The sequence below is a fragment of the Agromyces sp. NPDC058136 genome (assembly GCF_042884375.1).
Classification (GTDB): Bacteria; Actinomycetota; Actinomycetes; order Actinomycetales; family Microbacteriaceae; genus Agromyces.
Window position 1 is genome coordinate 34085 of the sequence record NZ_JBHVUA010000007.1, and the last position, 12321, is coordinate 46405.

Sequence of the window (12321 nt, forward strand, 5' to 3'; positions counted from 1 at the left end):
CACCGTCCCTCTGCAACTCGCTAGACTGGCGGGAGCGCTCCGAGCAGTACGAGCGCTCCCCGCAGGATCGAAAGGAACGGCCGAATGAGCCTCACCACCGAAGCGTTGACCGGCACGGTGCTCACCGAGACGGTGCACGCACGGGAGCTGCCGATGGAGGCCTGGGTGTACGGGCTCATCGCGCTCATCATCTTCGCCGCGCTCGGCATCGTGACCGCGTCGTACCGCGACGTCGCCAACCGCCACCGCGCGAAGGCCGAGGCCTACGCCGCCCGCCACTCCGGAGACGGGCACGGCCACTGAGGCGAACGGTCGCACCGTGACCGGCTCGGGCCGCAGGCCCCGGATCGGGGTCATGGGCGGCACGTTCGATCCCATCCATCACGGCCACCTCGTGGCCGCGAGCGAGGTCGCGCAGTCGCACGACCTCGATGAGGTCGTGTTCGTACCGACCGGTCAACCGAGCTACAAGACGGTCGTCACGCCCGCCGAGCACAGGTACCTGATGACGGTGATCGCGACCGCTTCGAACCCTCGGTTCACGGTCAGCCGCGTCGACATCGACCGCCCGAAGGCGACCTTCACGATCGACACGCTGCGCGACATCCGGCGCGATCGCCCCGATGCCGACCTGTTCTTCATCACGGGCGCCGATGCGATCGCGCAGATCCTCTCCTGGAAGGACGTCGACGAACTCTGGGAGCTCGCGCACTTCGTTGCTGTGAGTCGTCCGGGACATGTGCTGAGCGTTACTGGATTGCCGGAGCAAGACGTAAGCTTGCTTGAAGTTCCGGCACTTGCGATCTCGTCGACCGATTGTCGGAGCAGGGTGCGCCGGGGTTTCCCGGTGTGGTACTTGGTGCCCGATGGGGTCGTCCAGTACATCTCCAAGCACCATCTCTACCGGAGTGTCGAATGACGTCGTCGAACGAACCGCAGCTCACGCGCCGCGAATTGCGAGAGCTCGAGCGCCTGCGCGAACAGCAGGCCGGTACGGCGACCCCTGACGCGGGTGCTCCGGCCTACGCCGCGCCCGCCGCCCCGGTTGCTCCCGCTCCCGCTCCGGTTGCACCGCAGCCGCAGCCGCAGTACTCGCAGCCGGTCGCGGTTCCGCAGTCCGCGCCGCAGCGGATGCCGGTGCATCCCGGGCAGTTCTCGGCACCGGTGTCGGCGGCTCCGCCGGTCGCGGCAGCCCCGGCTCCTGCGCCTGCTCCGAGCTTCGCGCCGCAGCAGCCCTCCGGCGGTTTCGCGCCGCCTGCGCCCGCGGTCCCGGTTCAACCGCAGCCGCCGTTCGGCGCTCGCCCGGCCGCGCCGCCCGCGCCGGTGCCCGCTGCCCCGCAGCCGGCCGCCCCGCAGGCCGCTGCCGGTCCCCAAGCCTCCGCCGGATCCGCTCCCGAGCGCACACTGACGCGCCGCGAACTCCGAGCGATGCTCGACGGCGTTCAGCTCGACGACTTCGATGACGAACTCGATGAGCTCGACTCGTCGCCTCTGCCCGCACCCGCCCCGACCGCGGCTCCTTCGCCGACGTTCGGCGGCGTCTCGGCTCCCGCTGCGCAGCCGCACCAGCAGATGCCGCAGCGCCCCGGCCCCGCGCCGGTGCAGCCGACCGCTCCGTTCGCTGCCGCCGGTGTGACCGACTCGGGTTCGCTCAACCTGCCGGGCGTGAGCGCCGGCACCCCGGGTCACTGGACATCGCAGCTCAACGTGCCCGACGTCGAAGACCGGGCCGAGCCGTTCGACCAGATGCTCTCGCGCGGCGGAGTGAGTCACGGCGTGCCGACGACGACGAACGCACTCATCCTCCCGTCACTTCCCGACCAGGGGTCGTTCGCCAACCAACTCGCGCAGCCGGGTGAGGTGCTCGCGACCGGTTCGATCGACCTGCCCCGCAGCTACGGTGCGACGGGCGTGCACCCGAGCCACGTCGATTCGTCAGAGGTCGACCGTCTCTTCGAGCACCAGGTCGAGGACGTCGGCACCGGCGTCGCCCCGGTTGCGGCGACCCGTGCCATCAGCACGCAGGGCGCCTCGCGCACGATGATCGCGCCGCCGAAGAAGGAGGGCATGAATGTGCCCCTCGTTCTGGCCGTCACCGCAGGTGTCCTCGCGCTCGGCGTCGTCGGCACGCTCGTCATCGGTGCGATGACCGGTCTCTTCTGACACAGGCTCCCGCCACCACCGCATCTCGCATTCCTCGAAACTCTCCAACACCGGAAATGAGCGCATGACCGCATCCACCCAGGCTCTCGACTCCCTCGCACGCGCGGTTCGCGCTGCCGACGCGAAGGGCGGCGAAGATCTGGTCGCGCTGGATGTCTCGCGGCCGCTCCCGTTCGCGGATGTCTTCCTCCTCGTCACCGGCAACTCCGAGCGCAACGTCGTGGCCATCGCCGACGGCATCGAAGAGGTGCTCGGTCGCGCCGGTCGGCGTGAGGGTCACGATGCCGGTCGTTGGGTGCTGCTCGACTTCGGCGACCTCGTCGTGCACGTCTTCCACCAGGAGGAGCGCATGTACTACGGTCTCGAACGCCTGTGGAACGACTGCCCGGCCCTCCCGGTCGAGCCGCTCCTGACGGCAAATCCCTGATCAGGGAGGCGTGCGCCGGCTGAGGGTCGCTCGATTTCGTTTCGGGCAGAAGGCTGGTGTAAGCTCGAATCGTTGGGGCGCGAGAGCGAGAAACCAACGAGTAAGGGTCTGTGGCGCAGCTGGTAGCGCACCTGCATGGCATGCAGGGGGTCAGGGGTTCGAGTCCCCTCAGATCCACCAATACCCCCGGATTTCCACGGAAGTCCGGGGGTTTGTCGTCTCCGGGAACCCCCAGCTGTCCGAGAACGATTCTCGAACGCTGTGATTCATCGAGAGCTGTTTCAGCCGGGGCCGCCACCAAGGTCGCCGAGCAGGAGGCTCGGGGGTGCGTTGCGTCGCTCGACCTCGAGTGGATCGAGTTCGGGCTGTTGGCCTCCGGGGCCGGCAGCGGCTCGCGCCGCGACCTCGTCGACAGGCGGCAGCGTCGCCGTCGCTTCCTTCCGAAGCCGTTTCAGGGATTCATGCTCGACGAGCACAGGAATGAAGTCGCGGACGCGGGCATCGGCCAGGCGGGCCTGCTCCTCGCCGACCACGACCTCGACACGCTCGCGTTCCACGGTCGGGAATCGGGCGGTGAGACGGTTCAGGATGTCATCGATCGTGGCATCCGCATTGAGCTCGCTCATACGCGAGATTCTCCGCGCAGTCGGGCCCGATCCGCAATGGGCAGACGCGCACTCTCGGCTGCGGGTGTGAACAGAGTTCGAGCTACGGTCGACGTACACCGGTCGGACGGTCGTCGGACGACTCGGCTGCCCAAGATCCGAGCAGGCGGAGCGCTTCCGCTGAGACGCTCCCCGCCTCGGCCGTGAACACCGAGAGCTTCAGGCCCGGGTCGGCGCTGAGCTCCATCGCTTCATAGTCGAGCGCGAGCTCGCCGACGACGGGGTGATTGAGGCGTTTGGATCCGGTGCGGTGGTGCCGGACATCGTGCGCGGCCCAGAGCGTGCGAAAGCGTTCGCTGCTCATGGACAGCTCGCCGACGAGCTCGACGAGGCGCCGGTCGGTGGGACTGCGGCCGGCCTCGGCGCGAAGGTTCGCGACGACTTCCTGCGTGACGCGCTCCCACTCGGGGTAGAACTCCGGTGCGGCTGGGTCGAGGAAGGAGAACCGGGCTCCGTTCGGGCGAGGCATCGCGAAGATCGGCGCGTAGAGGGCACGGCCGAGGGCGTTGCCGGCGAGATAGTCGGATCGGGCGGTCGTGATGACCGCGGGTGCGTCCGTGATCGCGTCGAGGACACGGTGCAGACCAGGGCGGACGCTGTCGGAGCTCGTTCGTCTGCGACGGGCGATCGGCGACGGATTGGCCGACCGTGCCAGGTCGATGAGGTGCGCGGTCTCGGCGTCGTCGAGTTGCAGGGCACGTGCGAGTGCGCTGAGTACTGCGTCGGAGGCGCCGGCGAGATTCCCGCGTTCGAGCCTGGTGTAGTAGTCGACGCTGACGCCGGCGAGCAGCGCGACCTCCTCGCGGCGCAGCCCGGGTACGCGGCGGTGTCCCGAGTAGTCGGGCAGGCCGGCCTGCGCCGGTGTGACCTTTGCGCGGCGGGTGGTCAGGAACTCCCGTGCCTCGCTTCGGTTGTCCATGCTGTCGACCCTACGCGCGCCGCGCACACGGAGGGAGGACCTGCCAGTACCGGGTTCACCCGGCACTGGTACCGAGATTCGGGCGGGGGTTCACTCGAAGCATGACCATCGAGCTGAACCGGTCCGCGTCCGCCGATCCTCGCAGCGCAACCGTGCGGGCGGTGCTGGAACGAGTGTTCCGCAGCTTCGCGCCCCTTCCGATGCGAATCGAGATCGAGCGGGACGAACGACGTCCGCGCGAGGAAGCGTCGACGGTGGAAGCGCCGGCACGGCTCGGCCCGACCGTTGAGCGGCTGCCCTGAACGATGAAGGAGAACCAGATGCATCCCACGGTCACCCTGGACAACGGTGTCGTCATGCCCGCTCTCGGCTTCGGCGTGTTCCAGACCCCTCCGAAGGTCACGGCGCAGGCGGTCGAGACCGCGCTGCAGGCCGGATATCGGCTCGTCGACACCGCGGCCTCATACGGCAACGAGCGCGGTGTCGGCGATGCGATCCGGGGGTCGGGGATTCCGCGCGAGGAGCTGTTCGTGGAGACGAAGGTCTGGATCAACGACTACGGATACGACGAGACCCTGCACGCGTTCGACAAGAGCACGCGCAAGCTCGGGATCGAGCACATCGACCTGTTCATCCTGCACCAGCCACTGCCGACCGCCTTCGACCGCACCGTCGGCGCGTACCGAGCGCTCGAGCAGCTGCTCGGCGACGGCCGGGTGCGGGCGATCGGCGTCAGCAACTTCATGCCCGACCACCTCGCGGCACTGCTCGAACGGGCGGAGGTGATCCCGGCGGTCAACCAGGTCGAGGTCCACCCGTACTTCACGCAGCCCGCGGTGCAAGCCGCGAACGCCGAACACGGCATCCTCACGCAGGCATGGTCGCCCATCGGCGGCATCACCGCCTACCGCGGCGACCAGACGCGCAGCACGTTCACCGACCCGGGCATCGTCGGGATCGCCGAGCAGCACGGGAAGACGGCCGCACAAGTCATGCTGCGCTGGCACCTGCAGCAGGGGCGCTCCGCCATTCCGAAGTCCGTGCGCCCCGAACGCATCGTGGAGAACTTCGACGTATTCGACTTCGAACTCACCCATGAAGAGCTCGCGGCCATCGACGCACTCGACACCGGTGTCAGAGGCGGCCCGGATCCCGCCGCAGTCACACTCGCGACGTTCAGCCGGGTCATCCCGGAGGACTGAGCATTCCTCCGACAGTCGGACACGGCCGCCGCGCGACCGGCACCCTCCTTCGCACGGCGCATCCCGACCCGAGCGATCGGCGATCGACTAGACGACGTGCACCGACGGGCGACGCTTGAGGTCGGGCTCGGCCTCCCGGAGGACCTCGCGGGTCACCGGCGCCACCTCGCCGACGCCCGTGATGAGGTATCGGAACATGTTCGAGATCGGGTTGCCCTCGGTCCATTCGCAGTAGACGGTCGGCACGACGCCGGTGGCGTCGCGCACTGCCAGGAGGACCGCGGCGATGGTGTTCGGAACGTTGCCGCTACGTACTCGCAGCACGCGGTAGCCCGAGACATGGACGCCGGTGACTTCGAGCTCCTCTTCGAAATCCGAGGAGTCCGACGGGTGCACCTCGAGGAACACCGTGCGAGCCCCGGTGGGGATCTTGCTGTACCTGCGCTCGTCCCGGTCCTTCGCCGCGTACTCGCCCTCCTGGTCCGGATGGGGTTCGTGCGCGATGACGAGGAGCTCGCCGCGCGTGGCATCCTCGGTGATGAATCCCATGGCCTCCGCGTCGAACGCGACGGCCGGGGCGCGCAGCTCGAAGGAGCGCCCGATGCGAGAGATGAGCGAGATCACCAGGATGCCGAGGATGAAGAGCGCGGCGATGCGCAGGCCGTCGGGGCGTTCGATGATGTTGAGCACCGTCGTGTAGAGGAACACGGCCGTGATCGCGCCGAAGCCGACCAGCTGTGCTCGCTGTCGGCGCTGCCAGGCGGAGATGGTCACTGCGACCGAGGCCGAGGTGATGAGCACCAGTACACCGGTCGCGTACGCGCCGCCCTGGGCGTCGACGTCGGCCTCGAAGACGATGGTGATGAGGAACGCGATGAGCGTGAACACGATCACGAGAGGGCGAACCGCCCTCGCCCACTGCGGCGCCATGCCGTACTTCGGGAGATAGCGCGGCACGAGGTTCAGGAGGCCCGCCATGGCAGAGGCGCCGGCGAACCAGAGGATCAGAATCGTGCTGACGTCGTAGACGGTGCCAAATCCCTCGCCGAGGTACGCGTGGGCGAGGTAAGCGAGAGCACGCCCGTTCGCCTCGCCGCCGGGCTGGAACTCGGCCTGCGGGATGAGCAGGGTCGTCGCGAAGCTGGAGGTGATCAGGAAGGTGCTCATGATGACGGCCGCCGTGGTGAGCAGTCGGCGCGCTCCGCGAATCCGCGCCTTCGGGTGGCTCGCGGGATCGGCAGTGGAGCCGTGGATCTGCGGCATCACCGCCACTCCGGTCTCGAAGCCTGACAGGCCGAGCGCGAGCTTCGGAAAGACGATCAAGGCGACGCCGACGACCAGCCAAGGGTTCCCGTACTGGGTGAACAGCGCCGTCCACCAGTCGTCGAAGACGATCGGATTCTCGAAGACGTGCCACAGCGAGACGGCGACGACGACGAGGTTCAGTGCGAGGAACACAGCGACGAGGAGCACCGCGACGCGGATCGCCTCGCGGAACCCCTTCAAGAACACGAGACCGAGCAGCGCGATGAGCACGAGCGTGAGCCAGACCTGCCCGCCATCGAAGAACGCCGGCGCGAACGGGTTGGCGATCGCGTGGGCGGTCGCATCGGCGGCCGACAGCGTGATCGTGATCATGAAGTCGGTTGCCGCGAATCCGAGGAGCACGAGGACGAAGAGTTTGCCCGACCACCAGGGCAGGAGGCGCTCGAGCATCGCGATCGATCCCGACCCTCTGAAGCTCTCCTTCGCGACCCGGCGGTACACGGGGAGCGCGCCGAGGAGGGTGAGCGCGACGAGCACGATCGTGGCGAACGGCGAGACGAGGCCGGCAGCGAGGGCTGCGATGGCCGGTTGGTAGCCGAGGGTGGAGAAGTAGTCGAGGCCCGTCAGGCACATGACTCGCCACCAGGAATGGGTCTGTTCGACCTGCTTCGCGTGGGGACCCTGGTGGCCGCCGCGGTCGTCGACGAGGCCGGTCATCAGCCAACGGCCGAGGCTGGTCCGTGGTGCCTTCGAGTGCGCCACTGGGACAACGGTGGCCGGCGATCCCTGATGGTCGCTGTCCTCCGACATCGTCAATTCGGGGTCGTCGCGGTCTGTCACGGCAAGAGCGTAATCGCCTGCGGGCCACTCGTCGGGCCGATTGCCGTTAGGAAGCCGTTAGGATCTGGGCGTTCGAGGAGGTTCCGCAGGTCACGCGGGGAGCCGAGGGCGGCGAGCAGTGGAACGATCACCCCGGCGGTCGAGGGACCGAGCCAGCGTGTGCGCGCATGATCCCTCATGTAACGTATGTTTCACAGGGGGTGTCGCCATGACGGATACTGTGCAGGATGCCAGCGACGGACCGATCAGCACGCTGATCAGAGGATCGCTCGACGCGCTCAGCTCCGGCGAGCGGAAGGTCGGCCGGGCGATCATCGCGAACTACCCGATCGCCGGCCTGGGGACGGTCGCGGAGCTCGCACAACGCGCGAGCGTGAGTCCGCCGACGGTAGTGCGTTTCGTCAACCGACTCGGCTTCAGCGGATTCCCTGCGTTCCAGAAGCGGCTGGTCCGTGAAGTCCAGGAGCGCCTCGGATCGCCCCTCGAGCAGTATGGACGCCCTGATCTGCGCTCCGACGACGGCGAGCTCGAGCGCGCCTCGCGGATCTTCTCGGCGAACATCGCCTCCACCATCGCCGAGCTGCCGACGAGCGAGTTCGAACGCGCGGTCGTCCTGCTCTCAGACCCGCGCCGGCGCATCCGCCTGATCGGCGGCCGCTTCAGCCACCTGCTCGCGGACTATCTGAGCGCCCACCTGATCCTGCTTCGCCCGGATGTCCAGACGATCGGCGCCGACGAGATCACGCAGCTCGCCACGGTCACCGACACCCGCCGCGGCGACGTGCTCGTCGTGTTCGACTACCGGCGGTACGACCAGGACGTCGTGCGCTTCGCGCGCCGGGTCGCCGAGCGCGGCGCCGATCTCGTGCTGTTCACCGACCGGTGGCTCTCGCCCGTCGCGGACGTCGCCGGCGCGGTCCTGCCTGCCGGCGTCGACGCCCCGTCGCCGTTCGATTCGCTGGTTCCGGCGATGGCCGTCGTCGAGACCGTGATCGCGGGCGTCACCGAGCGCCTCGGCGAGGACGGGCGCCAGCGACTCGAGGCCATGGAAGCCCTCCGCGGCACGCCTGGATCCACCGGGTCCACCGGGTAGCACGATGGATCCTGCACGCGTGCCGCGGCTCACCAGCCCTGATACGGCGCGATCTCCTCGTCGGACACGACGCCGAGCGCCGCGTCGTCGATCGCGGCCATCAGGATCTCGGCCGCCTGCGCGATCGCCTCGGCAGAGATCAGGAGCGACGGGGTGAGCTCGATGACGTTGCCCCGCACCGGGTAGGCGACCGCGCCGAGCTGCCAGGCTCGGTACACGACCTTGGCGGTGAGGTCGGCGTCGGCCGCAGCCGACGCGCCTTCCGCCGTGAGCTCGACGCCGACGGAGAGGCCGCGCCCGCGCACATCGCGCACCCGGGAGGCGCCCGCACGGGAGCCGTGTGCGTAGCCCGAGAGGAGCGCCTTCAGTTGCTCGCCGCGCTCCCGCGCGTTGGCCGTCGCAACACCGGACCGGACGATCTCGAGCACGGCTCGCCCCGCGGCGCACGAGATCGGGTTGCCCGTGGTCGTCATGAGCGCCGAGGCGACCGGCCGATCGAGCACAGAGGCAGGACCGATCGCCGCCGAGAGCGGGAGCCCGCCGCCGAGCGCCTTGCCGAGGGTGACGACGTTGGGGATCACGCCATCGTGTTCGAAGGCGTGCATGCGGCCGGTCCGCCCCAACCCGACCTTCACCTCATCGATGATCAGGAGCACGTCGTACCGATCGCAGAGCTCCCGGATGCCGGCGAGGAAGCCCTCGGGCGGCACGATCAGCCCGCCGTCGGACTGCAGCGGCTCGATGATGACGGCGGCGGTCTCACCGCGGGCGAGCTCTCGCTCAGCCCGGCCCAGCACGTCGGCGACGACGGTCAGCGGGTCGCCCGTATGCGGATTGAGCAGGTCGGGGTACGGCAGGAAGGAGACAGCCGCGTCTGCTGCGACCCCGGCCGACACGTGCACCCCGGACACCCGCTGCGCGGTGCCGAGACCGCCGTGGTACCCGTTCTCGAACGCCAGAATGCCGGGTCGGCCGGTCGCGTGGCGGCATCCGCGGATCGCGACCTCGTTCGCGTCGGTGCCTGCGTGCCCGAGGTAGACCCGGCGCTCGGCGGCCGGCAACCGGCTCGGGACGAGCGCGATCAGCTCCTCCGCGAGGGCCACGGCCTCCGGATGCGAACCGGAGAGGATCGAGGCGCCCGGCGGATCGATCGCGGCGCGCGCGATGGCCGCCGCGATCGTCGCCTCGCCGTGCCCGAACCCCGATGCCGTCCAGCTGGCGCTGAGGTCGATCAGCTCCCGTCCGCCGGGCTCGATGAGCAGTTCGCCGCGACCGGCCTCGGCGACGAGCGGGAAGAACCGCAGCCGCTCCACGCCGGCGATGACGGCCTCGTCGCGCGCAGCCAGCCGTTCGGCGTACGTGCCGCTCATGCCAGTGCCGCCGAGCCGGAGCGGTGGTGCTCGATGCCGAGCACGCGCTCGGCCGCCGCCAGGTAGCCGGCCAGGAGGGCGCGTGCGACGAGCCCGACCGCGTCGTCGTCGGGCAGGAAGCTCGGGTGGTGCAGCCCCGGTTGCGGGTCGTGCCCGGCCGTCTGCACCCCGGCGAACATCATCAACGACGGCACCGCGTCGCAGAAGTAGGAGAAGTCGTCCGCGCCGAGCGATCGCATCGGCTCGGCGCCGTCGATGCCCAGGCGTGTCAACCAGTCGTCCGCGCCGGCCGCGAGCTCCGGGTCGTTGACGAGCACGGGCTCGCCCTCGATCCGCCGCGTCGAGGCGCTGGTGCCGAAGGACTCGGCGATGCGCTGCGCCGTCTCATCGACTGCGCGAGCGAGCGCCAGCCGGTCGGCGGGGTCCGTCGTGCGCATGGTGGCGAAGATCCGCGCTTCCGCCGGGAGGACGTTCGCGGCGCCCTCGCCGGCGGCGAGCGTCCCGATGCTGATGATCGCCGGCCTCAGCGGGCTCACCGTGCGGCGGACGACCTCGGGGATGGCGAGCGCGATCTGCGCGATCGCGGCGACCGTGTCGCTGGCCTCGTGCGGGTAGGCGGCGTGTCCGCCGCGCCCGGTGACGCGAATCTCGATCTCGTCCGCCGCCGCGTTGATGAAGCCGCCGCCCGAGGCCACGGCGCCTGAGCGCACGCCGGGGTGCACGTGTGCCCCGATGACGTGCGCGATGCTCAAGCGCTCGAGCGTTCCCGCCTCGACGATGTCCAGGGCCCCGGAGGGGTAGCTCTCCTCGCGCGGTTGGAACATCGCAACGAGGCCGAGGGGAAGTTCCAGTCCCTTCGCTGCGCGCAACAGCGCGACGAGCGCCGCCTGGTGGACGTCGTGTCCGCAGGCGTGCATCGCTCCGTTCCCGGCGGCGAAGGGGACTCCGGTCCGTTCCGTCATCGGCAGGGCGTCGAGCTCGGAGCGGACCGCGATGGACGGTCCCTCGGCGGGACCGATCCGTCCGATCGCGCCCGTATCAGCGACGGGATCAAGACTGACGTACTCGCTGAGGGCGAGCTCCAACTGCGCCATCGCCTCGTGCTCTCGGCCTGAGACGCAGGGCCGCGCGTGCAGCTCGCGTCGGAGCTGCTGGGCGGCCGGCACCTCGCGGTCGAGGGCGATGTTCCAGAGCGACGCCAATTCGGTGAGGCGCACCATCGTCGTCTTCACAGCGCACCGTCGCCGGATGCCGCCGACTGGAACCCGCCGGCGAAGGCTGCGTCATCGAGCCGGTAGGCGCGGCGGGCGTTCCGCCATGCGACGAGCTCGACGATCCGTGCGCGTTCGCTCGGCGGCCAGCCGTCGCGCTCCGCGAAGACGTCCAGTGCTCTCGCGAGGCCGCGACGGAACAGCAGCGCACCGAGGTAGTACAGCTCGGCGGCACCGAAGGCGTCGGAGGAGAACAGGATCTTGTGGAACGGGGCGAGTTCGAACGTCTCGGCGATGATCGCGTCGGAGCGGGAGCCGGTGTAGTTGATCGCGAGCCCCACGTCGAAGTAGACCTGCGGGAACACCTGCGAGAGGTACCCCGCTTCGCGGTGGAACGGGTAGCAGTGCAGCAGGAGCACGCGCGCGCCGCTCGACCTCGTGAGTCGGAGGAACTCGGTGAGGAGGAGAGGGTTGCAGCGGTGCAGGTCGACGTCTGCGTCGCCGTAGCCGATGTGGAACTGGATCGCGCACGCTCGGTCGGCCGCCGCCCACAGCAGATGCCGGATGATCACGGGGTCGTCGAGGCGCACCGCGGCATCCGCATGCACGGTCGTCTGGACGATCCACCGTGCGACGGCCTCGTCGACCTCCTCGGCCGACGGGCGCTCCGGGGCGAAGTCGAGCCCGACCCGATAGGCCGCGATCGACTTCACGCCGACCGCGCGCTCGAGCCGCTCGTCGAGCAGGCGATCGTAGGCTGCACGGAAGTCGGCGGCGATGCAGCCGTCGATCACGAGCTCCTCGGCGAGCCGCTCGAGCCGCACGACCTCGAAGGCGCGCGCGGCACCGGCGTCCGCCATCCCAGCAGGGTCGAGGATCTCGTCGGCCCGGTGCCCGATCTCGATGAAGTAGTCGCTGATGCCGGTCGCACGCAGCAGGCGCCTGCTGACCTCGGCGCCGCCGAGCTCGCGGCGCCGTTCCAGATACTCCTCGGGGCTCGCGAACGGCTCGAGTCCGAGCACCGGCGCGCAATGCCTGCGGATCGCGAATCCGACCTGCGAGTCGAAATGCGTGGTGCCTTCGGGCGCATCCCAGTCCGACTCGGTGATCAGCGACTCGAAGTCCGCCCGGTCGAGTTCCTGGGTGGTCACCCCATGACAGTGGT

General features: G+C 69.5%; 13 protein-coding genes and 1 tRNA gene. 8 read left to right on the plus strand and 6 right to left on the minus strand.

Annotation, left to right across the window (positions count from 1 at the left end; all coding sequences use genetic code 11):
* The first annotated feature begins 84 nt into the window (after positions 1-84).
* From ACFVTX_RS17055 to ACFVTX_RS17075, 5 genes are all read left to right on the plus strand, one after another.
* Positions 85-303: a hypothetical protein gene (locus ACFVTX_RS17055; RefSeq protein WP_386902227.1), complete on the plus strand. Its 219-nt coding sequence runs from the start codon at positions 85-87 to the stop codon at positions 301-303.
* 16 nt (positions 304-319) lie between these two features.
* Complete coding sequence (nadD, locus tag ACFVTX_RS17060; RefSeq protein WP_386902229.1) at positions 320-919, plus strand: nicotinate-nucleotide adenylyltransferase; 600 nt, start codon at positions 320-322, stop codon at positions 917-919.
* Complete coding sequence (locus ACFVTX_RS17065) at positions 916-2163, plus strand: hypothetical protein (protein ID WP_386902231.1); 1248 nt, start codon at positions 916-918, stop codon at positions 2161-2163. The genes nadD and ACFVTX_RS17065 overlap by 4 nt, the downstream gene beginning before the upstream one ends.
* Positions 2164-2227: 64 nt before the next feature.
* The gene (rsfS, locus tag ACFVTX_RS17070) at positions 2228-2590 is read left to right on the plus strand and encodes a ribosome silencing factor (RefSeq protein WP_386902233.1); all 363 of its coding nucleotides are present in this window, start codon (positions 2228-2230) and stop codon (positions 2588-2590) included.
* Positions 2591-2694: 104 nt separating this feature from the next.
* Positions 2695-2770: transfer RNA gene (locus ACFVTX_RS17075), tRNA-Ala, on the plus strand.
* A gap of 101 nt (positions 2771-2871) precedes the next feature.
* Here ACFVTX_RS17075 and ACFVTX_RS17080 read toward each other — a convergent pair.
* Together ACFVTX_RS17080 and ACFVTX_RS17085 are read right to left on the minus strand one after the other, a co-directional pair.
* The gene (locus ACFVTX_RS17080) at positions 2872-3216 is read right to left on the minus strand and encodes a three-helix bundle dimerization domain-containing protein (protein WP_386902235.1); all 345 of its coding nucleotides are present in this window, start codon (positions 3214-3216) and stop codon (positions 2872-2874) included.
* A gap of 82 nt (positions 3217-3298) precedes the next feature.
* Positions 3299-4174: a helix-turn-helix domain-containing protein gene (locus ACFVTX_RS17085; protein WP_386902237.1), complete on the minus strand. Its 876-nt coding sequence runs from the start codon at positions 4172-4174 to the stop codon at positions 3299-3301.
* 101 nt (positions 4175-4275) lie between these two features.
* Between ACFVTX_RS17085 and ACFVTX_RS17090 the strand changes: the two genes are divergently transcribed.
* Both ACFVTX_RS17090 and ACFVTX_RS17095 read left to right on the plus strand, forming a co-directional pair.
* Positions 4276-4476 carry a hypothetical protein gene (locus ACFVTX_RS17090; RefSeq protein WP_386902239.1) on the plus strand — a complete coding sequence of 67 codons (201 nt, stop codon included), beginning with the start codon at positions 4276-4278 and terminating at the stop codon, positions 4474-4476.
* A gap of 18 nt (positions 4477-4494) precedes the next feature.
* Positions 4495-5376, plus strand: coding sequence for an aldo/keto reductase (locus ACFVTX_RS17095; protein ID WP_386902241.1), 882 nt, complete (start codon positions 4495-4497; stop codon positions 5374-5376).
* Positions 5377-5463: 87 nt separating this feature from the next.
* Here the strand turns inward: ACFVTX_RS17095 and ACFVTX_RS17100 are convergent, their stop codons facing one another.
* On the minus strand, positions 5464-7452 hold the full coding sequence (locus tag ACFVTX_RS17100; RefSeq protein ID WP_386902576.1) for an amino acid transporter: 1989 nt from the start codon (positions 7450-7452) through the stop codon (positions 5464-5466).
* A gap of 238 nt (positions 7453-7690) precedes the next feature.
* On the opposite strand from ACFVTX_RS17100, the gene ACFVTX_RS17105 reads away from it, so the two are divergent.
* The gene (locus tag ACFVTX_RS17105; protein WP_386902243.1) at positions 7691-8575 is read left to right on the plus strand and encodes a MurR/RpiR family transcriptional regulator; all 885 of its coding nucleotides are present in this window, start codon (positions 7691-7693) and stop codon (positions 8573-8575) included.
* Positions 8576-8604: 29 nt separating this feature from the next.
* Here the strand turns inward: ACFVTX_RS17105 and ACFVTX_RS17110 are convergent, their stop codons facing one another.
* Genes ACFVTX_RS17110 through ACFVTX_RS17120 form a run of 3 tightly spaced genes read right to left on the minus strand, consistent with a single transcriptional unit; the run spans position 8605 to position 12307 of the window.
* Entirely contained in the window at positions 8605-9945 is a 1341-nt protein-coding gene (locus ACFVTX_RS17110) for an aspartate aminotransferase family protein (RefSeq protein WP_386902245.1), read from the minus strand.
* Positions 9942-11165, minus strand: coding sequence for a M20 family metallopeptidase (locus ACFVTX_RS17115; RefSeq protein WP_386902578.1), 1224 nt, complete (start codon positions 11163-11165; stop codon positions 9942-9944). Before ACFVTX_RS17115 ends, ACFVTX_RS17110 begins: the two co-directional genes overlap by 4 nt.
* Before the next feature lie 8 nt (positions 11166-11173).
* Positions 11174-12307, minus strand: coding sequence for an amidohydrolase family protein (locus ACFVTX_RS17120; protein ID WP_386902247.1), 1134 nt, complete (start codon positions 12305-12307; stop codon positions 11174-11176).
* Between the last annotated feature and the right edge of the window lie 14 nt (positions 12308-12321).